Here is a 23379-nt window from a genome sequence, read left to right on the forward strand (position 1 = left end):
AGGCGGTTGGCCCCATTTATTGAAAGAAGGAAAGAGTCATGCAACTCAATCCCGCAGAAATTTCCGAACTGATCAAGAGCCGTATCGAGGGTCTTGGTGTCAGCGCTGACATTCGCAACCAGGGCACCGTGGTGTCGGTGACCGACGGCATCGTGCGCGTGCACGGCCTGTCGGACGCGATGCAAGGCGAAATGCTGGAGTTCACCGCCACCGCCGACGGCACGCCGTCGTACGGCCTGGCACTGAACCTCGAGCGCGACTCGGTCGGCGCCGTGATTCTGGGCGAGTACGAGCACATCTCCGAAGGCGACACCGTGAAGTGCACGGGCCGCATCCTGGAAGTGCCGGTCGGCCCCGAGCTCATCGGCCGCGTGGTGAACGCACTGGGCCAGCCGATCGACGGCAAGGGTCCCATCAACGCCAAGCTCACCGACGTGATCGAAAAGGTCGCACCGGGCGTGATCGCACGGAAGTCCGTCGACCAGCCCCTGCAGACCGGCCTGAAGTCGATCGACTCCATGGTGCCGATCGGCCGCGGCCAGCGCGAGCTGATCATCGGCGACCGCCAGACCGGCAAGACCGCCGTGGCGATCGACGCGATCATCAACCAGAAGGGCCAGGGCGTGACCTGCGTCTACGTCGCGATCGGCCAGAAGGCTTCGTCGATCAAGAACGTGGTGCGCGCACTGGAACAAGCCGGCGCGATGGAATACACCATCGTGGTGGCGGCTTCGGCCTCCGAATCGGCGGCCATGCAGTACGTGTCGGCCTACTCGGGCTGCACCATGGGCGAGTACTTCCGCGACCGCGGCGAAGACGCCCTGATCGTGTACGACGACCTGTCCAAGCAGGCCGTGGCCTACCGCCAGGTCTCGCTGCTGCTGCGCCGCCCGCCAGGCCGCGAAGCCTACCCCGGCGACGTGTTCTATCTCCACTCGCGTCTGCTCGAGCGCGCCGCTCGCGTGAACGCCGACTACGTCGAAGCCTTCACCAAGGGTGAAGTCAAGGGCAAGACCGGTTCGCTGACCGCACTGCCGATCATCGAAACGCAAGCCGGCGACGTGTCCGCCTTCGTTCCGACCAACGTGATCTCGATCACCGACGGCCAGATCTTCCTGGAAACCTCGCTGTTCAACGCCGGCATCCGCCCCGCCATCAACGCCGGTATCTCGGTGTCGCGCGTGGGTTCGTCGGCCCAGACGAAGATCATCAAGAGCCTGTCCGGCGGTATCCGTACCGACCTGGCCCAGTACCGTGAACTGGCTGCGTTCGCGCAGTTCGCTTCCGACCTGGACGAAGCCACCCGCAAGCAGCTCGACCGCGGTGCCCGCGTGACCGAACTGCTCAAGCAGGCCCAGTACAGCCCGCTGCCCATCTCGCTGATGGGTGCCACGCTGTTCGCGGTGAACAAGGGCTTCATGGACGATCTGGACATCAAGAAGGTTCTGCCCTTCGAGCATGGCCTGCATCAGTTCCTGAAGACCAGCCACGCTGCGCTGCTCGACAAGGTCGAGAAGGCCAAGGCGCTCGACAAGGACGCCGAGGCTGAACTGACCGCTGCCATCACGACGTTCAAGAAGTCGTTCGCCTGATGGCGCTCGACACCAAGGCTTAAGGAGCATCTATGGCAGCCGGTAAGGAAATCCGCGGCAAGATCAAATCGGTGGAGAACACCAAGAAGATCACCAAGGCCATGGAAATGGTCTCGGTGTCCAAGATGCGCAAGGCGCAGGAGCGCATGCGCGCCGCGCGCCCGTACAGCGAGAAGATCCGCACCATCGCGGCGAACCTGGGTCAGGCGAACCCCGAGTACGTGCACCCGTTCATGAAGACGAACGACGCGAAGGCGATCGGCTTCATCGTGGTGACCAGCGACAAGGGCCTGTGCGGCGGGTTGAACACCAACCTGCTGCGCGCGGTCACGGCGCGCCTGCGCGAAGCGCAGTCCGCCGGCCAGGCCATCGAGACGGTGGCGATCGGCGGACGCGGTCTGGGTTTTCTCAACCGCATCGGCGCCCGCGTGGTCGCGCATGTCACCCACCTGGGCGACACGCCGCACCTCGACAAGCTGATCGGCCCGGTCAAGACCCTGCTCGACGCCTACGCGGAAGGCAAGCTCTCGGCGGTGTATCTCTGCTACACGAAGTTCATCAACACGATCAAGCAGGAACCGGTGGTGGAGCAGCTGCTCCCGCTGGCCGCTGAATCGCTGAAGGTCGAGCCGGGTCAGCATTCGTGGGACTACATCTACGAGCCGAACGCGGAAAGCGTGATCGACGAACTTCTGGTGCGCTATGTGGAGTCGCTGGCCTACCAGGCCGTGGCCGAGAACATGGCGTCCGAGCACTCGGCGCGCATGGTGGCCATGAAGGCCGCGACCGACAACGCAGGCAACGTGATCGCCGAACTCAAGCTGGTCTACAACAAGACCCGCCAGGCCGGCATCACCAAAGAGCTGTCGGAAATCGTGTCGGGCGCTGCGGCGGCCGCCGGCGTCTGAGGCTTCCTCGACGTCACCCAGATTCAAAAATTAATTGGAGCAGATGATGGCTCAAGCCAATGCAGTGCAAGGCAAGATCGTTCAATGTATCGGTGCCGTGGTCGACGTGGAATTCCCGCGCAACCAGATGCCGAAGATCTATGACGCCCTGAAGATGGAAGGTTCGGCGCTGACGCTGGAAGTCCAGCAACAGCTCGGCGACGGCGTGGTGCGTACCATTGCCCTCGGTTCGTCCGACGGCCTGCGTCGCGGCCTGATCGTCACGAACACGCAAGCCCCGATCACCGTGCCCGTGGGCAAGGCCACGCTGGGCCGGATCATGGACGTGCTGGGCGCGCCCATCGACGAACGCGGCCCGGTCGGCCAGGAAGTCACGGCTTCCATCCACCGCAAGGCCCCCGCGTACGACGAACTGTCGCCCTCGCAGGACCTGCTGGAAACCGGCATCAAGGTGATCGACCTGGTGTGCCCGTTCGCCAAGGGCGGCAAGGTGGGTCTGTTCGGTGGCGCCGGCGTGGGCAAGACCGTGAACATGATGGAACTCATCAACAACATCGCCAAGGCTCACTCGGGTCTGTCGGTGTTCGCCGGTGTGGGCGAACGGACCCGCGAAGGCAACGACTTCTATCACGAGATGGCCGACTCCGGCGTCGTGAACCTCGAGAAGCTCGAGGACTCGAAGGTGGCCATGGTCTACGGCCAGATGAACGAACCCCCGGGCAACCGTCTGCGCGTGGCGCTGACCGGCCTGACCATCGCCGAGTCCTTCCGCGACGAAGGCCGTGACGTGCTGTTCTTCGTGGACAACATCTACCGCTACACGCTGGCCGGTACCGAAGTGTCGGCTCTGCTGGGCCGCATGCCTTCCGCCGTGGGCTACCAGCCCACGCTGGCCGAGGAAATGGGCCGCCTGCAAGAGCGGATCACCTCGACCAAGGTCGGCTCGATCACCTCGATCCAGGCCGTGTATGTCCCTGCGGATGACTTGACCGACCCGTCGCCCGCCACCACCTTCGCCCACTTGGACTCGACCGTGGTGCTGTCGCGTGACATCGCTTCGCTGGGCATCTACCCCGCCGTGGACCCGCTGGACTCGACCTCGCGCCAGCTCGACCCGAACGTGGTCGGTGAAGAGCACTACAACGTGGCCCGCGCCGTGCAAGGCACGCTGCAGCGCTACAAGGAACTGCGCGACATCATCGCGATCCTGGGCATGGACGAACTGGCTCCGGACGACAAGCTGGCCGTGGCCCGCGCCCGGAAGATCCAGCGTTTCCTGTCGCAGCCCTTCCACGTGGCCGAAGTGTTCACCGGCTCGCCGGGCAAGTACGTTCCGCTGTCGGAAACCATCCGTGGTTTCAAGATGATCGTGAACGGCGAGGCCGATCACCTGCCGGAACAGGCTTTCTACATGGTCGGCACGATCGACGAAGCCTTCGAAAAGGCGAAGAAGATGGCCTGAGGCTTCGCAGCCGACCGCCGGGCTTCGTGGCCGCGCTCACCGTACTCCGGTACGGTTTCGCGCGGCGCCACTCCCGACGGCCGACTGCCTGCTTTGCTCCACTTCTTCAACCTAAGGAAATCAGATGGCCAACACCATTCACGTCGACGTGGTCAGCGCGGAAGAGTCGATCTTCTCGGGCGAAGCACGCTTCGTCGCGCTGCCCGGTGAAGCCGGCGAACTCGGCATCTACCCGCGCCACACGCCCCTGATCACGCGCATCCGCCCGGGCGCCGTGCGCATCGAGACGGCCGATGGCAACGAGGAATTCGTCTTCGTGGCCGGCGGCATCCTGGAAGTGCAACCGAACAGCGTCACCGTGCTGTCCGACACCGCGATCCGCGGCAAGGACCTCGACGACGAGAAGGCCAACGCCGCCAAGGCCGCCGCCGAGGAAGCGCTGAAGAATGCCAAGAGCGACATCGACATCGCGATGGCGCAGTCGGAACTGGCCGTGATGGCCGCGCAGATCGCTGCGCTGCGCAAGTACCGCCAGAAGAAGTAAGGCGCCCTCCGGGTCGCACGACGCCAAAGCCGCCTTCGGGCGGCTTTTTCTTTGCCTGCTCATCTTCGACCTGAATATGTCCTAAGTTGGACCTTGTCCGGCTGAAGCCACCCCACTAGTATTCGCCATCTTCTGGCCACCGATGCCGGAAGCGACAAGATGGAGACAAAAGACTTGGAACGCTGGAGCGGGCTCACGGCCGATGAGATGCAGGTGCTGGAGACGACCTTCTGGTCGTCCGGCGGCTCGCGCCATGGCGTGGCCGAACGGCTGGGTTTTTCCAAGAGCAAGGCCAACGGCCTGATCGCCGGGCTGGTCGAGCAGGGCCTCCTGGCCGAGGCCGGCCTGCAGCGCTCCTCGGGCGGCCGCCGCGCCGAAAACCTCCAGCTCAACGGCGCGCTCGGCGTGCTGATCGGCATCGACATCGGCGCGACGAGCCTCGACATCGCGGTGCTGGGCCCCGACCTGCAGCCGCTGGCGCAGCACACCGAGGCGACCGACGTGCGCCAGGGCCCGGGCGTGGTGCTGGCGCGTGTGCGCGTGCTGATGCGCGAGCTGCTGGCGCGCAGCGGCCACACCGCGAAGCAGGTGTTGGGCATCGGCATCGGCGTGCCCGGGCCGGTCAACTTCCAGATCGGTCAGCTGGTGAACCCGCCGCTGATGCCGGCCTGGGACGGCTTCTCGATCCGCGATGCGCTGCGCGAGGACTACGCGGCGCCGGTCTTCGTCGACAACGACGTCAACCTGATGGCGCTGGGCGAGCTCTGGCGCCTCAAGCGCTCGCTGCAGAACTTCCTGGTGATCAAGGTCGGCACTGGCATCGGCTGCGGCATCGTGGTGCACGGCGAGGTCTACCGCGGCGCGGCCGGCTCGGCCGGCGACGTGGGCCACATCTGCGTCGACCAGGAAGGCCCGCGCTGCCATTGCGGCAACGTGGGCTGCGTCGAGGTGATGGCCGCGGGCCCGGCGATCACGCGCATGGCGGTTCAGGCCGCCGAGGCCGGCGAGAGCGAGCTGCTGGCCGAGCGCCTGCGCGCCCAGGGCCGGCTCGACGCCGTCGACGTGGGCCTGGCCGGCCGGGCCGGCGACGCCGCGGCCAACGGCATCATCCAGCGCGCGGGCAACCTGCTGGGCCAGATGCTCGCGTCGGTGGTCAATTTCTTCAACCCGTCGCACGTGTTCATCGGCGGCGGCATCACGCACATCGGCCCGCTGTTCCTCGCGGCCGTGCGCCAGAGCGTCTACCAGCGCTCGCTGGCGCTGTCGACGCGGCATCTGGAGATCCAGTACACGCCGCTGGGCCCGCAGGCCGGGTTGATCGGCGCGGGCGCGCTCGCGATGCAGGAAACACTGAAGGTCAGGGGGATCGCACCATGAGCGTTGAAAGCACGGGCAAGGCCGGCGTGGCCGTCGCCTTCGACCAGATCGTCAAGGCCTTCGGCCCGGTGCAGGTGCTGCACGGCGTGAGCTTCGCGCTCGAGCCCGGCCGCGTCTACGGCCTGCTGGGCGAGAACGGGGCGGGCAAGTCGACGCTGATGAAGATCCTCGCGGGCTACGAGCAGCCCACGGGCGGTGTGCTGCACATCAACGGCCAGCCGCAGCAGTTCGCGAGTTCGCGCGATGCCGAGGCGCTGGGCATCGTGCTGATCCACCAGGAGTTCAATCTCGCCGAAGACCTGAGCGTCGCGCAAAACATCTTCCTGGGCCATGAAAAAAAAATGTCGCCCCTTGGCCGCCTTTTCAAGGCGGCCGTCCCCCGAGGGGAGCAAGGAAGCTTGGGGCGGCCCGGCGCTTCCTTGAAAGGCTGGCTGCTCGACGACGCGTCGATGGAGCGCGACGCCGCCGCCGCGCTCGCCGCTGTCGGCCTGCAGGTCGATCCGCGCACCAAGGTGCGCCGCCTGATCGTGGCCGAGAAGCAGCTGGTCGAGATCGCCAAGGCCATCGCGCGCCGCGCGCGGCTGCTGATCATGGACGAGCCCACCGCCACGCTCACGCCCGGCGAGACCGAGCGCCTGTTCAAGCTGATCGCGCAGCTGCGCGCCGATGGCGTGACCATCGTCTACATCTCACACAAGCTCGACGAGGTGGAGCAGGTGACCGACGACGTGATCGTGATGCGTGACGGCCGCTTCGTCACGCGCTCGCTCACGGCCGAGGTCACGCGCCACCAGATGGCCAACCTGATGGTGGGCCGCGAGCTGGCCGACCTCTACCCGCCGCGCGATCCGGTGGTGCGCGACGTCGCGCCCGCCATGCAGGTGCGCCACTTCAACGTACCGGGCTGGGCGCAGGACGCGAGCTTCGAGGTGCGCCCCGGCGAGATCCTCGGCTTCGCCGGCCTGGTCGGCGCGGGCCGCACCGAACTGTTCGAAGGCCTGATGGGCCTGCGCCCGGGCAGCGGCACGGTCGAGATGCTGGGCCGGCCGGTGGTGTTGCGCAACCCGCGCGACGCGGCGCGGCACGGTTTCACCTACCTGAGCGAAGACCGCAAGGGCAAGGGCCTGCACGTGCACTTCGGCCTGCGCCAGAACCTCACGCTGATGGCGCTGGAACGCTATGCGCAGCCCTGGCTCAAGCCCGATGCCGAGCGCGCCGCGCTGGCCGAGGCGGTGAAGGACTACGGCATCCGCACCGGCGACCTCGATGCGCGCGCCTCCTCGCTGTCGGGCGGCAACCAGCAGAAGCTGGCGCTGGCCAAGGTGCTGCAGCCGCGGCCCAAGGTGGTGGTGCTCGACGAGCCCACGCGCGGCGTCGACGTGGGCGCCAAGCGCGACATCTATTTCCTGATCCAGCGACTGGCCCGCGAGGGGCTGGCCGTGATCGTCGTCTCGTCCGAGCTCATGGAGCTGATCGGCTTGTGCCACCGCGTCGCGGTGATGCGCGCGGGCCGGCTCGTGACCACGCTCGATGCCGAACATCTCACCGAAGAAGAGCTCATCGCCCATGCCACCGGAACAGCCGCCAATGAACAACACGCCCACGCCTGAGGCCGCCGCCCACCGCGCCGAATCCAAACCCGGCTGGGCCGCGCGCCTGCACGGGATGGGCCCGATCATCGGCCTGGTGCTGCTGTGCATCGCGGGCACCTTGCTCAACGGCGACTTCGCCACCGTCGACAACGCGATGAACGTGCTCACGCGCACCGCCTTCATCGGCATCATCGCGGTCGGCATGTGCTTCGTGATCATCTCGGGCGGCATCGACCTGTCGGTGGGCTCGATGGCCGCATTGATCGCGGGCAGCGTGATCATGTTCATCAACTGGGCCGGCCCGGCCACGGGCTCGCCGTTGATGGCGGTGATGCTGGGCGCCACGCTGGCGGTGCTGCTGGGCGCGATGTTCGGGCTGGCGCACGGCCTGCTGATCACCAAGGGCCGCATCGAGCCCTTCATCGTCACGCTGGGCACGCTGGGCATCTTCCGCGCCTACCTGACCTACTTCGCCGACGGCGGCGCGCTCACGCTCGACAACGAGCTGTCGGACCTCTATGCGCCGGTCTACTACGCGAGCCTGGCGGGCATCCCGGTGCCGGTCTGGGTCTTCTTCATCGTCGCGGTGATCGGCGGCGTGATCCTCAACCGCACCGCCTACGGCCGCTACGTGCAGGCCATCGGCTCGAACGAGCAGGTGGCGCGCTATGCGGCCGTCGACGTCGACCGCGTGAAGATCCTGACCTACGTGCTGCTGGGCGTGTGCGTGGGCATCGCCACGCTGCTCTACGTGCCGCGCCTGGGCTCGGCCTCGCCGACCACCGGCCTGCTGTGGGAGCTGGAAGCCATCGCCGCGGTGATCGTCGGCGGCACCGCGCTCAAGGGCGGCGCGGGCAGCATCACCGGCACCGTGATCGGCGCGATCCTGCTCTCGGTCATCAGCAACATCCTGAACCTCACCAGCATCATCAGCGTGTACCTCAACGCCGCGGTGCAGGGCTTCGTGATCATCATCGTCGCCTTCCTGCAGCGCGGCCGGCGTTGACCGACTCCATTTCCCGTCCGTTCCATCCGTTTTCATCACAGGAGACAAAAGCATGAGCTTCCAACACACGAAACGCATCGCCCTCGGCGCCGTCGCGGCCGCCGCCGCATTGGCGCTGATGCCCGCCATGGCCGCGGAGAAGGTCAACCTCGGCGTGTCGATCCCGGCCGCCACGCACAGCTTCATGGGCGGCATCAACTACTGGGCCAACCAGGCGAAGAAGGACCTGGAGAAGCAACACAAGGACCTGAAGATCACGATCAAGACCGCCAGCGGCGCGCCCGAACAGGCCAACCAGCTGCAGGACTTCACGACCGTGACCAAGATCAACGCGCTGGTGATCTTCCCCTTCGAATCGGCCGCGCTGACCAAGCCGGTGGCTCAGGTGAAGGCCAAGGGCGCCTACGTGACCGTGGTCGACCGCGGCCTGACCGACACCAGCGCGCAGGACGCCTACGTGGCCGGCGACAACACCGCCTTCGGCCGCATCCCGGCCGAGTACATCGTCAAGCAGCTGGGCGGCAAGGGCAATGTGGTGGCGCTGCGCGGCATCGCGACCACGCTGGACAACGAACGCATGGACGCCTTCAACGCGGTGCTCAAGGCCAACCCCGACGTCAAGCTGCTCGACGCCAAGTACGCCAACTGGAACCGCGACGATGCCTTCAAGGTCACGCAGGACTACCTGACGCGCTTCAAGAACATCGACGCCATCTGGGCCGCCGACGACGACATGGCCGTGGGCGTGCTGAAAGCCATCGAGCAGGCCAAGCGCGAGGACATCAAGATTGTGTTCGGCGGCGCGGGCGCCAAGGCCATGGTCAAGACCATCCTCGACGGCAAGGACAAGCGCATCGGCGCCGACGTGAGCTACTCGCCCAAGTTCATCTACGACGCGATCAAGCTCACGGCCGAAGCACGCCTGAAGGGCGAGAAGCTGCCGGCCACGACGATCATTCCTTCGGTGCTGATCACCAAGGACAACGCCAAAGACTTCTACCACCCCGACTCGCCGTTCTGACGGCGGCTTTCTCCCTCTCCCCTTGGGGAGAGGGTTGGGGTGAGGGCAGCGGCGATGGCAAAGATGCTGTGTGCGCAAAGGCCGATGCCCTCACCCTAGCCCTCTCCCGGAGGGAGAGGGGACAGACCTCCAACTTCTAGATTGATGACCGATATGCCTCTTCGCAAGCTGCGCTACGCCATGGTCGGCGGCGGCCGCGATGCCTTCATCGGCGCGGTGCACCGCCACGCCATCGCGCTCGACGGCCAGTGCGAGCTGGTGGCGGGCGCGCTGTCGTCCAACGCCGAGAAGGCGCGCGCCTCGGGCCGCGACCTGTTCCTTGCCGAGGCGCGCAACCATGGCGACTGGCAGGCGCTGCTGGCCGACGAGCTGCAGCGGCCGGCGCACGAGCGCATCGATTTCGTGGTCATCGTGACGCCCAACCATGTGCACTTCCCGGTGGCGCAGGCCTTCGTGGAAGCCGGCTTCCATGTCGTGTGCGACAAGCCTTTGGTGCACACCCAGGCCGAGGCCGATGCATTGGTGCGCGCGGTGGCGCGGCAGGGCACGGTGTTCGGCGTGACCTACAACTACAGCGGCTATCCGATGGTGCGCCAGGCGCGCGCCATGGTGCGCGCCGGCGAGATCGGCGAGATCCGCAAGGTGATCGTCGAGTACAGCCAGGGCTGGCTCGCGACGGCGCTCGAGGCCGGCGGCAACAAGCAGGCCGGCTGGCGCACCGACCCCGCGAAGAGCGGGGCGGCCGGCGCCATCGGCGACATCGGCTCGCATGCCGAGAACCTGGTCGCCACCGTCACCGGCCTGGAGATCGACCAGCTGTGCGCCGACCTGGGCGCGCTGGTGCCGGGCCGCGCGCTCGACGACGATGCCAACCTGCTGCTGCGCTTCTCGAACGGCGCGCGCGGCGTGCTGGTGGCCTCGCAGATCAACACCGGGCTGGAGAACGACCTGCGACTGCGCGTGTCGGGCACGCTGGGCACGCTCGATTGGCGGCAGGAGCAGCCCAGTGAACTGGTGCACCACCCGGTCGACGGCCCCAAGCGCATCCTCACGCGCGGCTCGCCCTGGCTGCATGCGGCGGCGCAGCGCGCGAGCCGGCTGCCCAGCGGCCATCCCGAAGGCTTCATCGAGGCCTTCGCGAATGTCTATGCGGGCGTGGTGGCGGACATCCGCGCGCGCCTCGAGGGCGTGGCGGCCGATCCGCTCGCGGCCGACTATCCGCGCGTGGAAGACGGCGCGCGCGGCGTGCGTTTCATCGAGCGCACGGTGGCCTCGGCGGCCAGCGCGGCGAAGTGGACGGCCTGGTGAATCAGGCGATCTCGCCGGGCGCCGAGCGCACGGTGTCGCGGCCCGCGGCCTTGGCCGCGTAGCAGGCCGCATCGGCGGCCTCGATCCACGCATCGACCGAGGCCGTGTCCTCCTGCAGGCTGGCCACGCCGGCACTCGCACCGACGCGCAGCATGCCCTGCTCCCAAGGCAGGGCGACCGCGTTGATGGCGCGGCGCACGTCGTCGGCGATGCGCATCGCCGTCGCATGCGGGCAGCGCTCCAGCAGCAGCGCGAACTCGTCGCCGCCCATGCGCACCGCGAGGTCGCCCGCGCGCACGCAGGAGGCGATGGCGGTGGCCACCGTCAGCAGCATCAGGTCGCCCGCCAGATGGCCCGCGGTGTCGTTGACGGGCTTGAAGCGGTCGAGGTCGACGAACACCAGCGCGGCCGGCAGCGAGCGCGGCAGGGCGTCGACCAGGCGCTGCGCCTGCAGCGCAAAGGCCTTGCGATTGGCCAGGCCGGTCAGCGGGTCGTGCGTGGCCGACCACTCGAGCTGCTCGCGCGCGGCCTTCTGGGCCTCGATGTCGTTGAGCGTCCAGATGGTGCCCTGCGCGCGGTCCACGTCGTCGACGGGCTTGCTGCGCAGCGCGGCCCAGAAGCGCGTGCCGTCGCAGCGCAGCAGCTGCCATTCGCCGGCGTACGAGAGTCCGGCGCGGAAGGCGGCCTGCTCGTGCGCGGTGAAGGCCGCGAAGTCTTCGTCGGAGCCGAACAGCGCCCGCACCGTGCGCGTCAGGTGCGCCTCCTGGGTGCCGGCCATCAGTCGGCAGAACTCGGCATTCACGAGTTCGAATTTCGCGCCTTGCACGAAGGCGATGCCCATCGGCGCGGCGCCCATCACCGACGCCAGCCGGCCCAGCACTTCGGCGTTCTGCGCTTCCAGCGTGGCGCGCTCCATGCCCACGCGGCGCAGCACCCGGCTCAGGCTGCCGATCTCGCCCGAGGCCACGGGCCAGCCGGCCTGCGGCTGCAGCAGGCCGTCGAACAGGTGCTGGGCGCGGTGCTCCAGCAGCGTCAATGGCCGCAGCAGGTGCCAGAGGAACAGCAGCATGGCGGCCGACAGCAGCGCGATCAGGGCGGCGGCGCCGATCAGCGCGTCCTTGCGCGCGTCGCGCAAGGGCGCCAGCAGCTCGGCTTCGGCGCGGGTGCGCCAGATCATCCAGTCGGGCCCGGGCACGCCGGCGGCGCTGACCACCTCGCCCGGCTGCGGCAGCACCAGCCCCTGGGGTTCGACGGGGGAGCCGTGGGCCACCCAGGCGGCGAAGGCCTGGTTCAGCCGTGCGTCCTCCGACAGCAGCGTCATAATCCGGCGGCGGTCGGGGTGGGCCAGCACACGGCCCTGTCCGTCGGTCACCACCACGATCGCCGAGGCCTCGTTGCCCTGCGCATCGACCAGGCCGTCGAGCAGGTCGCGCCCGCTCAGGCGCAGGGAGCCGCCGAGCACCGCGTAGATCCCGTCGGCGTTGCGCGCCGGTTGCGTCAGCACGACCACCGGCTCGCCGCTGACCTTGCTGGGCAGCGGCTCCGACACCAGGGAGCGGCCCTCGTGCAGCGTGCGGCGGAAGTAGTCGCGGTCGTTCAGGTCGATGCGCGGGCGGCTGCTGCCGGTCTCGTCCACGAAGATCCGGACCTCGCCCGCGGCCGTGGCGACGAAGAGGTTGCTGTAGAGGTTGCGCAGCACCGGCTGGCCTTCGAAGAAGCGGGCGATTCCCGCATCGTCGGCCAGCGTGGCGGCATCGAGCCGGAAGGCCACCGCCTGCAGCGCGCGCTGCAATCCGACCACGCGGCGCGACAGCAGGGCGGCGGTGCGCGCGGCCTCGCTGACTTCGCGCTGGTGCTCGGCCCGCAGCGTGTCCTGCTCGGCACGGCTGATCAGCAGCACCGCGGTCAACCCGATGCCCAGCACCAGGGCCGCGATGCCGCCGACGGTGATGCGCGCCTTGAGCGAACCCATCGCCCGGCGCAGGCCTCTCAGTCGGGTGTTCGTCGCAGTGTGTTGCATGGCAAGGACGAGGGTTGTTGGAGGGAGGCGCGCCCGGCTTCGGCAGGCGACGTCGGCCATTGTGGCCGCTCATCGGGCGATTGGGTGATCCCCATGCGGGGCGGGCGGCGCGTAGGCACCTGCCCACAGCACTTCGCGGCACAGCGTGCGCCGCGCCGGAGCGGGGGCCGCCTAGGATCGCAGCCCATGAGCTCGCCGTCTTCCGCCGCCGCCGCACCGCGCACAGACGACCTGGTGGTCGCGCGACCCGAAGGCCTCTATTGCCCGCCCGGCGATTTCTACATCGATCCCTGGCGGCCGGTGGACCGCGCCGTGATCACGCATGCGCATTCGGACCACGCGCGCGTCGGCCATGGCCACTACCTCGCGCACACCGACAGTGAGGGCACGCTGCGCACCCGGCTGGGCGCCGACATCGCGCTGCAGACCCTGGACTACGGCCAGGCCATCGAACACCACGGCGTGCGCATCTCGCTGCATCCGGCCGGCCATGTGCTGGGCTCGGCCCAGGTGCGGCTCGAACACGGCGGCCGCGTGTGGGTGGCCTCGGGCGACTACAAGACCGAGCCCGACGGCACCTGCACGCCCTTCGAGCCCGTGCCCTGCGACACCTTCATCACCGAGTCCACCTTCGGCCTGCCGATCTACCGCTGGCCCACGCAGGCGGTGCTGTTTGCGGAAATCAACGAATGGTGGCGCCGCAATGCCGACGAGGGCCGCGCCTCGGTGCTGTTCTGCTATGCCTTCGGGAAGGCGCAGCGCATCCTGCACGGTGTGGATGCGGGCATCGGGCCGATCGTGGTGCATGGCGCGGTCGAACCGCTGAATGCGGTGTACCGCGCGGCCGGCGTGGCCTTGCCGCCCACGCTGCGCGTGAGCGACCCCGGTGTCGACGCGCAGCTGCTCAAGCGCGCGCTGGTGCTGGCCCCGCCCTCCGCCCAGGGCACGCCCTGGATGCGGCGCTTCGGCAACTACGTCGATGCCTTCGCCAGCGGCTGGATGCAGCTGCGTGGCACGCGCCGCCGGCGCGGGGTGGACCGCGGCTTCGTGATGAGCGACCACGCCGATTGGCCGGGGCTGCAGCGTGCGATCGCCGGCACCGGCGCCGAGCGGGTGTTCGTCACCCATGGCAGCGTGGCGGTGCTGGTGCGCTGGCTCACGGAGAACGGGCTGGAGGCGCAGGGCTTCCAGACGGCGTATGGGGACGAGGATGGCGAGGAAGGGCCGGCTGCCGCGGCGCCAGTGCGCGACGGGGAGGCCGTGAGCCCCCATCCCGCCCTTCCCCCGGAGGGGGAAGGAGACATGCCGTGAAGGCCTTTGCCGCGCTGTACCGCGAACTCGACGCCACCACCTCGAGCCTGGCCAAGCAGGCTGCGCTGCAGCGCTACCTGCAGGCGGCCGCGCCCGAGGACAGCGCCTGGGCCGTCTATTTCCTGGCCGGCGGCAAGCCGCGCCAGCTGGTGCCGACCAAGCTGCTGCGGCTGCTCGCGCAGGAAGCCGCGGGCCTGCCCGAGTGGCTGTTTGACGAAAGCTACGAAGCGGTGGGCGACCTGGCCGAGACCATCGCGCTGCTGCTGCCGCCGCCCACCGAGACGCACGAACTCGGCCTCGCGGCCTGGATCACGCAGCGCCTGCTGCCGCTGCGCAAGCTGCCGCCCGAGGAGCTCGTGGCCGCGCTGCGCGCGCAGTGGCCGCAGCTCGCGGCCGAGGAGCGGCTGGTGTACTTCAAGCTCATCACCGGCAGCTTCCGCGTGGGCGTGTCGCGGCTGCAGGTCACGCAGGCGCTGGCCGCGGTCGGCGCGCTCGACCCCAAGCGCGTCGCGCAGCGCCTCATGGGCTACACCCACATCGGCGGTCAGCCGAGCGCGGCCGACTATGCGGGCCTGATCGCGCCCGAGAACGGCAGCGAGCTCAACCAGAAGACCAGCGGCCAGCCCTATCCCTTCTTCCTCGCGCACCCCTTCAACCTGCCGCTGGAACAGTTCGATGCGGTGCTGGGCCCACCCTCGGACTGGATCGTCGAGTGGAAGTGGGACGGCATCCGCGCGCAGCTGGTCAGGCGCGCGGGCGTGGTGTCGCTGTGGTCGCGTGGCGAGGAACTGGTGACCGACCGCTTTCCCGAGCTGGCGCTGATGGGCGAGGCGCTGCCCGACGGCACGGTGCTCGATGGCGAGATCGTGGTGTGGCGCAAGGACGAGACTTCGCCGGAGGGCGAAGGCCGCGTGCAGCCCTTCGCCGAGTTGCAGCGCCGCATCGGCCGCAAGACGCTGGGCCCCAAGCTGCTGCGCGAGATCCCGGTGGTGCTGCTGGGCTACGACCTGCTCGAATGGGAAGGCCAGGACCTGCGTGCGCAGCCGCAGCAGGCACGCCGCGCACTGCTCGATGCACTGATCGCGCAGGTGCGCCATCCGCAACTCATCGCGAGCCCGTTGCTCGAAGGTGCGGATTGGGCCGACCTGGCGCGCCAGCGCGAGGCCGCGCGTGCGATGGGCGTCGAAGGGATGATGCTCAAGCAGCGTCATGCGCACTACGGCGTGGGCCGCACCAAGGACGTGGGCACCTGGTGGAAGTGGAAGATCGATCCGCTGAGCGTCGATGCGGTGCTGATCTACGCGCAGCGCGGCCACGGCCGCCGCGCCAGCCTCTACAGCGACTACACCTTCGCGGTCTGGGACGGTCCGCCCGATGCGCCCGAGCGCAAGCTGGTGCCCTTCGCCAAGGCCTACTCGGGCCTCACGGACGTCGAGATGGGCCGCGTCGATGCGGTGATCCGCAAGACCACCATCGAAAGCTTCGGCCCGGTGCGCAGCGTCAAACCCACGCTGGTGTTCGAACTGGGCTTCGAGGGCATCGCGCGCAGCCCGCGCCACAAGAGCGGCATCGCGGTGCGCTTTCCGCGCATGCTGCGCTGGCGCGAGGACAAGCCGGTGGAGGAGGCCGACACGCTGGAGACGCTCGAAGCGCTGCTGCCCGCGCAGCGCTGAAGACTGCTAACCACCCCCGAACAGCTGCGCCACCGTGCGCCGCAGCCAGCCATTGCCCGCGTCCGCATGGAAGCGCTCGTGCCAGTGCTGCTTGACGGCGTAGGCGGGCAGGGCGAAGGGCAGCTCCATCAATCGCACCGGCTCCTGCGTGGCCAGCACCTCGCCCAGCACGCGCGGCACGATCACCACCAGTTCGGTGTGGGCCACGATGCGCGCCACGCTCAGGAAGCTCGACAGCCGCGCCACCACGTTGCGCTGCACGCCCAGGCGCGCCAGCGTGGTGTCGACGATCGCATGGCCGGTGCCGGAGGACGAGATCACCGCATGGGCCTCGGCCTCGAAGCGCTTCTTCGTGAGCCGCGCGCCGACGCGCGGGTGGTTCCGCGCCACCAGCGCCACGAAGTTCTGCATGAACAGCGTCTGCTGGTAGAAGCCCGCATCGAGCTGCGGCATGAAGCCCACCGCCAGGTCGACCTCGCCGTCCTCGAGCCGGCGGCCGCTGGCGGTGGAGATGATCTCGGTCTCCAGGTGCACGCCGGGCGCCACGCGCCGCAGGTGGTCGAGCAGGCCGGGCAGCAGCACCACCTCGCTGATGTCGGTCATGCAGATGCGGAAGTTGCGCCGGGCCTGGGCCGGATCGAAGGCGCTGCGGCTGCCGCGTGCGGTCTCCAGCTGCGCCAGCGCCTCGCGCAGGTGCGGATGGATGCGCTGGGCGTGCGGCGTCGGCTGCATGCCGCGCGCGGTGCGGGTGAACAGCCGGTCGTCGAAGTGCTCGCGCAGCTTGTTGAGCATGGTGCTGGCCGCCGCCTGTGCCAGCCCCAGCTGCTCGGCTGCCTTCGACACGCTGCCGGTCTTGTAGACCGCGTCGAACACGGCGAGCCAGTCGAGATCGAGTTTGGACATGCGGGCGGCTCCTGAAGGCGAAGCCTGCATTATCGAAAAACGAAATACCGGGTATCTGCTGCAGGGCTTGAAGCCATAGTGGGGGCGGCGAACAATGGCGCTCCAGGCACGGACGACGTGCCGATGACGGAGACCTGTCCCATGACCACTGCCCCGCGAACCGACGAACGCCGCGCCTACTACGAGCGCATCCAGCCCCTGCACCTCACGCCGCTGTGGGAGTCGCTGCATGCGCTGGTGCCGCGCGAGCCGCAGACGCCTTGCGTGCCCGCGCTGTGGCGCTACGACGCGATCCGGCCGCTGCTGATGGCATCGGCCGAACTCATCACCGCCGAAGAAGCCGTGCGCCGCGTGCTGGTGCTGGAGAACCCGGCCATTCCCGGGCGCTCGTCGATCACCCAGTCGCTCTACGCGGGCCTGCAGCTGATCATGCCGGGCGAGGTGGCGCCCTCGCACCGCCATGTGCAGTCGGCGCTGCGCTTCATCGTCGACGGCAAGGGGGCCTACACCACGGTGGGCGGCGAACGCACCACCATGCACCCGGGCGACTTCATCATCACGCCCTCGTGGGCCTGGCACGACCATGGCAACGAGGGCATCGAGGGTGTGAGCGAACCGGTGGTGTGGCTCGACGGCCTCGACATCCCGATGGTGCGTTTCTTCGACGCCGGCTTCGCCGAGAACGACGACGCCAAGGTGCAGCATGTGGCGCGGCCCGAGGGCCACAGCCTGGCGCGCTTCGGCCACAACATGGTGCCGGTGCGGCACGACCACAGCTCGGCCACCTCGCCGATCTTCAACTACCCCTACGCCCGCAGCCGCGAAGCCCTGGCACAGCTGCAGAAGCAGGAGGCGCCCGATGCCTGGCTGGGCCACAAGCTGCGCTACATCAACCCGCTGACCGGCGGCGCGCCGATGCCGACCATCGCGACGAACCTGCAGCTGCTGCCGCGCGGCTTCGCGGGCAAGGCGCACCGCGCCACCGATGGGGCGGTCTACAGCGTGGTCGAAGGCCGCGGCACGGCAGAGATCGCGGGCCAGCGTTTCGACTTCGGCCCGCGCGACACCTTCGTCGTGCCCTCGTGGGCGCCGCTGAAGCTCGCGGCCATCGACGAGGTGGTGCTGTTCAGTTTTTCCGACCGACCGGTCCAGCAGGCCATGGGCGTGCTGCGGGAAGCCTTCCTCGAAGACTGAGCGCTTCAGGTCTCGATCCTTTTCATTTTCATGCGCCGCCGCGTGCGGCAGGAGCCCCCATGTCCTTTGCCTTCACCCCCCCCTCGATCGTCGGCCTGCCCATCGCCGGCAGCGACGACCGTTTCCCGGTGCGCCGCGTCTACTGCGTGGGCCGCAACTACGCCGCCCATGCGCGCGAGATGGGCTTCGACCCCGAGCGCGAGCTGCCCTTCTTCTTCTGCAAGCCCAACGACGACGCCTCGGTGGTGCCGGTGGCCGAGGGTTCGACCGCCACGCTGCCGTACCCGCCGCTGACCAGCAACTACCACTACGAGGCCGAGCTGGTGGTGGCCATCGGCAAGGGCGGGCGCGACATCGCGCCGGCCGATGCGGCCTCGCATGTGTTCGGCTATGCGGTGGGCCTGGACATGACGCGGCGCGACCTGCAGATCGCCGCGCGCGAAAAGGGCCGGCCCTGGGAAGTGGGCAAGGCCTTCGACTTCTCCGCGCCCATCGCGCCGATCGTGCGCCGCGACCAGGCCCCCGACGTGCAGTGCGCGGGCATCGTGCTCGAGGTCGATGGCACGGTGCGCCAGCAGGCCACCATCGCGCACCTGATCTGGTCGATCGACGAGGTCATCGCCAACCTGTCCTCGCTGTTCACCCTGCAGCCCGGCGACCTGATCTTCACCGGCACGCCCGAGGGTGTGGGTGCGGTGCAGCGTGGCCAGACCATGGCCGTGCGCATCGACGGTTTGCCTTCCCTGTCGGTGCGCATCGACTGAGCCGGAGCCTTGCGATGAACCCCACAACCCAAGCCGCACCCCGCGTGCTGCTGATCGGCGGCGGCATCGGCGGCATGGCGGCCGCCCTGGCGTTGGCGCGGCAGGGCCTCGCGGTCGAGCTGCTGGAGCAGAGCCACACCATCGGCGAGATCGGCGCCGGCCTGCAGCTGGGGCCCAATGCCTTTGCCGCGCTCGACGCGCTGGGGGTGGGCGAGGCGGTGCGCGCGGGCTCGGTTTTCACCGACCGGCTGGTGATGATGGACGCGGTCGATTGCCGCGAGGTCGCATCGGTGCCGGTGGGCGAGGCCTTCCGCGCACGCTTCGGCAATCCCTATGCGGTGAGCCACCGCGCCGACCTGCACGGCGCGCTGCATGCGGCGGTGCAGCGGCAGCCGCTGGTGCGCGTGCACACGGGCGCGCAGGTCGAGGTGCTGGAACTCGGCGGCGCGCCGGTGCGGGCCGTCACGCGCAACGGCCGGGTCTTCACGGCCGATGCGGTGGTCGGCTGCGACGGCGTGAAGTCGGTGGTGCGCGAACAACTGGTCGGCGATGCGCCGCGCGTGTCGGGCCATGTGGTGTACCGCGCGGTGGTGCCGGCCGAGGACATGCCGGCCGACCTGCGCTGGAACGCGCCGGTGGTCTGGGCCGGTCCCGACTGCCACCTGGTGCATTACCCGCTGCGCCATGGCGAGCAGTACAACCTGGTCGTGACCTTCCACAGCCGCGAGCCGGAAGTCTGGGGTGTGAGCGACGGCAGCAAGGCCGAGGTGCTGTCGTACTTCGACGGCGTGCATGCGCGGCCGCGGCAACTGCTCGACCGTCCCACCTCCTGGCGCCGCTGGAGCACGGCCGACCGCGAGCCGGTCGCGAACTGGAGCGCGGGCCATGCCACGCTGCTGGGCGACGCGGCGCATCCCATGATGCAGTACCTGGCACAGGGCGCCTGCATGGCACTGGAGGACGCGGTGACGCTGGGCGCCGCGGTGCAGGCCTGCCGTGCGGCCGACGGCGTGGACGACCTGCCCGCGGCCTTCCGCCTCTATGCCTCGGCCCGGGTGGCGCGCACTGCGCGCGTGGTGCTGTCGGTGCGCGAGATGGGCCGGCTCTACCATGCCAAGGGGGTCGAACGCCTGGTGCGCAACGGCCTCTGGGTGGGCCGCACGCCCGAACGCTTCTACGATGCCGTCGAGTGGCTCTACGACTGGCGGCCCGAGCGGTGCCTGGACGAGGCCGATGCGGCACTGCGGCCCGAACGCCAGCGACATCCGGCCGACGCCTGAAGGCGCGATGATCGGTGTCGCGCCAAGAGAAGAAAACCTTCCACCGCAGATCCATCCACCAGGAGACTTTCCCATGCCTTCGATGCCCCCTCTGTTCGCCTCGGCCGCTGTCGCACTGCTGCTGACGCTGAACACCGGCGCCCATGCGCAGACCGCCGCCGCCGACTTCCCGAACAAGCCCGTCACGCTGGTCACGCCCTTCGCGGCGGGCAGCGGCCCCGACGCGGTGCTGCGCCTGGTGTCCGAGAAGCTCTCGCGGCTCTGGGGCCAGCGCGTGGTGGTGGACAACAAGCCCGGCGGCGGCGGCTTCATCGCGATCGACCAGGCGAAGCGCGCCGCACCCGACGGCTACACGCTGCTGCAGCTCGACAGCGAGCACATCGCCGCGCTGCCGCACCTCTACAAGTCGCGCAACTTCGTCACGCTGCAGCATTTCGACCCGGTCGCCTCGCTGTTCCGCACCCCCTTCTTCGTGGCCGTGGGCACCGATTCCAAGTGGAAGAACATGAGCGACCTGATCGCCGACGCCAAGGCGCATCCGGGCCAGGTCAGCTACGGCTCCTGGGGCGTGGGCAGCCCGGGCCACCTGGGCGGCCAGCAGCTCGACGCCCTGGCCGGCACGCGCATGCAGCACGTGCCCTACCGCGAGGTCTCGCAGCTGTTCGCCAACGTGGGGGCGGGCGACGTGCCGTGGAGCTTCGCGAGCATCCCGTCGAGCCAGGGCATCTACAAGGCCGGCAAGCTGCGCTACCTGGCGATCGCCGCGCCCAAGCGCATTCCGCAGATGCCCGACGTGCCGACCATGGCCGAGGCGGGCGGCCCGCCCTCGCTGGAGGTCAATTCCTTCGTCTCGCTGCTCGCACCCAAGGGCGTGCCGGCCGCGGTCAAGGCGAAAATCAACGCCGATGTCGCCAAGGTCATCGCCGACCCCGAGATCCGCGCCCGCTTCGACACCTTCGCCTTCGAGCCCCTGGCCTGGTCGCCGGAGGAAATCCAGCGCAATGCCGAAGCCAAGTCCAAGGTCTACGGCGAGCTGGTCCGCCTCGGCAACATCAGCCTCGAGTAACGTCTTCCTCCCTGCTTCCGAAAGAGAAAACATGCGTCGTTCCCTCCTCGTCCTCGCGCTGGCCGCCGCCTCGGCCGCCGCCCTGCCTTTCGCCGCCGCCGCGGAGGGGGCCTGGCCCAACCGGCCGATCCGGCTGATCGTCGGCTTCCCCGGCGGCTCGACGCCGGACATCGCGGCGCGCACCATCGCCGAGCCGCTGTCGCGCGCGCTGGGCCAGCCGGTGGTGGTCGACAACAAGCCCGGCGCCTCGGGCAACATCGCGGCCGACCAGGTGGCCAAGGCCACCGACGACCACACGCTGGGCATCGTCATCAACGGCAACCTCACCTCGTCGAAGATGCTGTACCCCAAGCTGCCCTACGACCCGGGCAAGGACTTCACCTACCTGTCGCTGATCGCCACCGCGCCGCTGGTGGTGGTCGCGCCCAACAACCTGCCCGCGGGCGCCGCCTTCTTCGAGGCCGCGCGCAAGGCCGGCGACAGCTGGAACTACGGCTCGGTCGGCACCGGCTCGGTGGCGCACCTGGGCATGGAGCTGCTCAAGAGCCGCGTGCCGGGCTTCAACCCGGTGCACGTGCCCTACCAGGGCAACCCTCAGGTCGTGACGGCCATGCTGGGCGGCCAGGTGCAGATGGCGCTGATCCCGCCGGGCGTGGCCATGCCGCAGATCCGCGCGGGCAAATTGCAGGCCATCGGCATCACCAGCGGCCGCAGCACGCTGGTGCCCGAACTCGCGCCGCTGGCCGATGCCGGCGTGAAGGACTTCAACCTCGAGGTCTGGACCGCGCTGCTGGGCCCGGCCAACCTGTCGAAGGCGGCGCAGGAGCGCATCTCGAAGGAACTGGCCATCGTCATGAAGTCGCCGGACGTTCGCCAGAAGCTGTTCGAGCAAGGCTGGCAGGCCGTGGGCACCTCGCCCGAAGGCATGCGCGTGCGCGTGGACGAAGAGGCCAAGATCATGTCGCGCATCATCCAAACGCGAGGCATCAAGCTGCAATGACCCAAACCCTGAACGAACCGGCGCGCAGCCTGCCGGTCTACGGCGAATACGACGTGGTCGTTGTCGGCGGCGGGCCGGCCGGCCTGGCGGCGGCGGTGAGCGCGGCGCGCCATGGCGCGCGCACCTTGCTGGTCGAGCGCTACGGCTTCCTGGGCGGCATGGGCACGGCCGGCGGCGTGACCAATTTCGCCGGTCTCTACGGCAAGCGCCGCGGCGAGATGACGCAGCTGGTGCACGGCGTGGCCGACGACCTGCTGGCGCGCATCGATGCGCTGGGCGGCCTCAACAAGCCGCAGGACGGCATGCAGGGCCGCATCCGCGTGCGCTCCTACGACACCTCGGCCTACAAGTGCGCGGCCGACCAGATGGTGGTCGAGGCGGGCGTCGAACTGCTGTTCCATGCCTATGCCGCCGCGGTGCTCATGGACGGCCGGCGCATCGCCGCGCTGGTGGTCGAGACCAAGTCGGGCCGGCAGGCGATCCGCGCCAACGCCTTCATCGACGGCAGCGGCGACGCCGACGTGGCGGCCTTCGCGGGCGTGCCCTTCGAGGTCGGCGACGGCCACGGCAGCGGCCTGTTCCCGACCACCATGTTCCGCGTCGGCCAGGTCGATGCGCCGCGCGCGCTGGCCGCGGTGGGCGAGTTCAAGGCCATCAACGACCTGATGAACGCGGTGCGCGAACGCAGCCCCGAGGCCTACCGCTTCCCGCGCGACGGCGCGATCCTGCGGCCCAACATCGACCCGCGCGAATGGCGCGCCAACGTCACGCAGATCCGCAATGCCCAGGGCAAGGCGATGAACGGCGTCGACGCGCGCGAACTCAGCGACGGCGAGCTCGAGGGCCGGCGCCAGATCGCCGAGTACTTCCGATTTCTGCGCGCCGAGGTGCCGGGCTTCGAGCAGTCGGCCATCGTCGAGATCGCGCCCCAGGTGGGCCTGCGCGAGACGCGCCGCATCGAGGGCGAGTACGCGTTGAGCGGCGAGGACATCCTGTCGTCGGCGAAGTTCGACGACGTGATCGGCCTCAACGGCTGGCCGATGGAGATGCATGCCGACGGCCGCATCGAATGGGCCTTCCCGCGCGACGAGGCCAACACCTTCAACCACCTGCCCTGGCGCATGCTGGTGCCCAAGGCGATCGACAACCTGCTGGTGGCCGGCCGCTGCGCCGCCATGACGCACGAAGGCCAGTCGGCCGCGCGTGCCAGCGGCGGCTGCTTCGTGATGGGCCAGGCCGCGGGCACGGCGGCGGCGTCGCTGGGCGCGGGCGGCTTCGCACAGGTCGACGTGGCGGCACTGCAGAAGACGCTGATCGCCGACGGCGCGGACCTGGACCGATAGGCACACGCGCGGGTC

19 protein-coding genes are annotated in these 23379 nt (G+C 69.0%); 17 read left to right on the plus strand and 2 right to left on the minus strand.

The window, feature by feature from the left end; all coding sequences use genetic code 11:
• The first annotated feature begins 38 nt into the window (after nucleotides 1-38).
• From atpA to A9977_RS07170, 9 genes are all read left to right on the plus strand, one after another.
• Nucleotides 39-1592, plus strand: coding sequence for a F0F1 ATP synthase subunit alpha (gene atpA / locus A9977_RS07130; protein WP_183024193.1), 1554 nt, complete (start codon nucleotides 39-41; stop codon nucleotides 1590-1592).
• A gap of 32 nt (nucleotides 1593-1624) precedes the next feature.
• A complete protein-coding gene (gene atpG / locus A9977_RS07135; protein WP_183024194.1) occupies nucleotides 1625-2500 on the plus strand; it encodes a F0F1 ATP synthase subunit gamma in 876 nt (291 codons plus the stop codon).
• 46 nt (nucleotides 2501-2546) lie between these two features.
• The gene (gene atpD, locus A9977_RS07140) at nucleotides 2547-3962 is read left to right on the plus strand and encodes a F0F1 ATP synthase subunit beta (protein WP_183024195.1); all 1416 of its coding nucleotides are present in this window, start codon (nucleotides 2547-2549) and stop codon (nucleotides 3960-3962) included.
• A 124-nt stretch (nucleotides 3963-4086) separates the two neighbouring features.
• On the plus strand, nucleotides 4087-4506 hold the full coding sequence (locus A9977_RS07145) for a F0F1 ATP synthase subunit epsilon (protein ID WP_183024196.1): 420 nt from the start codon (nucleotides 4087-4089) through the stop codon (nucleotides 4504-4506).
• A 207-nt stretch (nucleotides 4507-4713) separates the two neighbouring features.
• A complete protein-coding gene (locus A9977_RS07150; RefSeq protein ID WP_183024453.1) occupies nucleotides 4714-5883 on the plus strand; it encodes an ROK family protein in 1170 nt (389 codons plus the stop codon).
• A complete protein-coding gene (locus tag A9977_RS07155) occupies nucleotides 5880-7493 on the plus strand; it encodes a sugar ABC transporter ATP-binding protein (RefSeq protein ID WP_183024197.1) in 1614 nt (537 codons plus the stop codon). Before A9977_RS07150 ends, A9977_RS07155 begins: the two co-directional genes overlap by 4 nt.
• A complete protein-coding gene (locus A9977_RS07160) occupies nucleotides 7450-8481 on the plus strand; it encodes an ABC transporter permease (RefSeq protein WP_183024198.1) in 1032 nt (343 codons plus the stop codon). Before A9977_RS07155 ends, A9977_RS07160 begins: the two co-directional genes overlap by 44 nt.
• 118 nt (nucleotides 8482-8599) lie before the next feature.
• Nucleotides 8600-9502 carry a substrate-binding domain-containing protein gene (locus tag A9977_RS07165; protein ID WP_259651865.1) on the plus strand — a complete coding sequence of 301 codons (903 nt, stop codon included), beginning with the start codon at nucleotides 8600-8602 and terminating at the stop codon, nucleotides 9500-9502.
• Nucleotides 9503-9646: 144 nt separating this feature from the next.
• On the plus strand, nucleotides 9647-10810 hold the full coding sequence (locus tag A9977_RS07170; RefSeq protein WP_183024200.1) for a Gfo/Idh/MocA family protein: 1164 nt from the start codon (nucleotides 9647-9649) through the stop codon (nucleotides 10808-10810).
• Between the two features lies 1 nt (nucleotide 10811).
• Here the strand turns inward: A9977_RS07170 and A9977_RS07175 are convergent, their stop codons facing one another.
• Nucleotides 10812-12830 carry a diguanylate cyclase domain-containing protein gene (locus A9977_RS07175; RefSeq protein WP_183024201.1) on the minus strand — a complete coding sequence of 673 codons (2019 nt, stop codon included), beginning with the start codon at nucleotides 12828-12830 and terminating at the stop codon, nucleotides 10812-10814.
• Nucleotides 12831-13016: 186 nt separating this feature from the next.
• Between A9977_RS07175 and A9977_RS07180 the strand changes: the two genes are divergently transcribed.
• On the plus strand, nucleotides 13017-14141 hold the full coding sequence (locus A9977_RS07180; protein ID WP_183024202.1) for a ligase-associated DNA damage response exonuclease: 1125 nt from the start codon (nucleotides 13017-13019) through the stop codon (nucleotides 14139-14141).
• Nucleotides 14138-15814 carry an ATP-dependent DNA ligase gene (locus A9977_RS07185; RefSeq protein ID WP_183024203.1) on the plus strand — a complete coding sequence of 559 codons (1677 nt, stop codon included), beginning with the start codon at nucleotides 14138-14140 and terminating at the stop codon, nucleotides 15812-15814. The genes A9977_RS07180 and A9977_RS07185 overlap by 4 nt, the downstream gene beginning before the upstream one ends.
• Nucleotides 15815-15820: 6 nt before the next feature.
• On the opposite strand, the gene A9977_RS07190 is transcribed toward A9977_RS07185, so the two are convergent.
• A complete protein-coding gene (locus A9977_RS07190; RefSeq protein ID WP_183024204.1) occupies nucleotides 15821-16717 on the minus strand; it encodes a LysR family transcriptional regulator in 897 nt (298 codons plus the stop codon).
• A gap of 141 nt (nucleotides 16718-16858) precedes the next feature.
• On the opposite strand from A9977_RS07190, the gene gtdA reads away from it, so the two are divergent.
• From gtdA to A9977_RS07220, 6 genes are all read left to right on the plus strand, one after another.
• A complete protein-coding gene (gene gtdA / locus A9977_RS07195) occupies nucleotides 16859-17911 on the plus strand; it encodes a gentisate 1,2-dioxygenase (RefSeq protein ID WP_183024205.1) in 1053 nt (350 codons plus the stop codon).
• Between the two features lie 59 nt (nucleotides 17912-17970).
• The gene (locus tag A9977_RS07200) at nucleotides 17971-18675 is read left to right on the plus strand and encodes a fumarylacetoacetate hydrolase family protein (RefSeq protein WP_183024206.1); all 705 of its coding nucleotides are present in this window, start codon (nucleotides 17971-17973) and stop codon (nucleotides 18673-18675) included.
• A 14-nt stretch (nucleotides 18676-18689) separates the two neighbouring features.
• Nucleotides 18690-19955: a 3-hydroxybenzoate 6-monooxygenase gene (locus A9977_RS07205; RefSeq protein WP_183024207.1), complete on the plus strand. Its 1266-nt coding sequence runs from the start codon at nucleotides 18690-18692 to the stop codon at nucleotides 19953-19955.
• Nucleotides 19956-20037: 82 nt separating this feature from the next.
• Nucleotides 20038-21021, plus strand: a complete 984-nt coding sequence (locus tag A9977_RS07210; RefSeq protein ID WP_183024454.1) for a tripartite tricarboxylate transporter substrate binding protein — start codon at nucleotides 20038-20040, stop codon at nucleotides 21019-21021.
• A gap of 31 nt (nucleotides 21022-21052) precedes the next feature.
• Entirely contained in the window at nucleotides 21053-22021 is a 969-nt protein-coding gene (locus A9977_RS07215) for a tripartite tricarboxylate transporter substrate binding protein (protein ID WP_183024208.1), read from the plus strand.
• Nucleotides 22018-23364, plus strand: a complete 1347-nt coding sequence (locus A9977_RS07220; RefSeq protein ID WP_183024209.1) for an FAD-dependent oxidoreductase — start codon at nucleotides 22018-22020, stop codon at nucleotides 23362-23364. Before A9977_RS07215 ends, A9977_RS07220 begins: the two co-directional genes overlap by 4 nt.
• Nucleotides 23365-23379 lie beyond the last annotated feature (15 nt).

This window comes from Variovorax sp. UMC13 (assembly GCF_014170375.1).
Taxonomy (GTDB): Bacteria; Pseudomonadota; Gammaproteobacteria; order Burkholderiales; family Burkholderiaceae_C; genus Variovorax.

Bases quoted from the DNA above. Each gene is read 5' to 3' on its own strand.
- atpA (WP_183024193.1), top strand. From the start codon at position 39: ATGCAACTCAATCCCGCAGAAATTTCCGAACTGATCAAGAGCCGTATC.
- atpG (WP_183024194.1), top strand. From the start codon at position 1,625: ATGGCAGCCGGTAAGGAAATCCGCGGCAAGATCAAATCGGTGGAGAAC.
- atpD (WP_183024195.1), top strand. From the start codon at position 2,547: ATGGCTCAAGCCAATGCAGTGCAAGGCAAGATCGTTCAATGTATCGGT.
- A9977_RS07145 (WP_183024196.1), top strand. From the start codon at position 4,087: ATGGCCAACACCATTCACGTCGACGTGGTCAGCGCGGAAGAGTCGATC.
- A9977_RS07150 (WP_183024453.1), top strand. From the start codon at position 4,714: ATGCAGGTGCTGGAGACGACCTTCTGGTCGTCCGGCGGCTCGCGCCAT.
- A9977_RS07155 (WP_183024197.1), top strand. From the start codon at position 5,880: ATGAGCGTTGAAAGCACGGGCAAGGCCGGCGTGGCCGTCGCCTTCGAC.
- A9977_RS07160 (WP_183024198.1), top strand. From the start codon at position 7,450: ATGCCACCGGAACAGCCGCCAATGAACAACACGCCCACGCCTGAGGCC.
- A9977_RS07165 (WP_259651865.1), top strand. From the start codon at position 8,600: ATGCCCGCCATGGCCGCGGAGAAGGTCAACCTCGGCGTGTCGATCCCG.
- A9977_RS07170 (WP_183024200.1), top strand. From the start codon at position 9,647: ATGACCGATATGCCTCTTCGCAAGCTGCGCTACGCCATGGTCGGCGGC.
- A9977_RS07175 (WP_183024201.1), bottom strand. From the start codon at position 12,830: ATGCAACACACTGCGACGAACACCCGACTGAGAGGCCTGCGCCGGGCG.
- A9977_RS07180 (WP_183024202.1), top strand. From the start codon at position 13,017: ATGAGCTCGCCGTCTTCCGCCGCCGCCGCACCGCGCACAGACGACCTG.
- A9977_RS07190 (WP_183024204.1), bottom strand. From the start codon at position 16,717: ATGTCCAAACTCGATCTCGACTGGCTCGCCGTGTTCGACGCGGTCTAC.
- gtdA (WP_183024205.1), top strand. From the start codon at position 16,859: ATGACCACTGCCCCGCGAACCGACGAACGCCGCGCCTACTACGAGCGC.
- A9977_RS07200 (WP_183024206.1), top strand. From the start codon at position 17,971: ATGTCCTTTGCCTTCACCCCCCCCTCGATCGTCGGCCTGCCCATCGCC.
- A9977_RS07205 (WP_183024207.1), top strand. From the start codon at position 18,690: ATGAACCCCACAACCCAAGCCGCACCCCGCGTGCTGCTGATCGGCGGC.
- A9977_RS07210 (WP_183024454.1), top strand. From the start codon at position 20,038: ATGCCCCCTCTGTTCGCCTCGGCCGCTGTCGCACTGCTGCTGACGCTG.
- A9977_RS07215 (WP_183024208.1), top strand. From the start codon at position 21,053: ATGCGTCGTTCCCTCCTCGTCCTCGCGCTGGCCGCCGCCTCGGCCGCC.
- A9977_RS07220 (WP_183024209.1), top strand. From the start codon at position 22,018: ATGACCCAAACCCTGAACGAACCGGCGCGCAGCCTGCCGGTCTACGGC.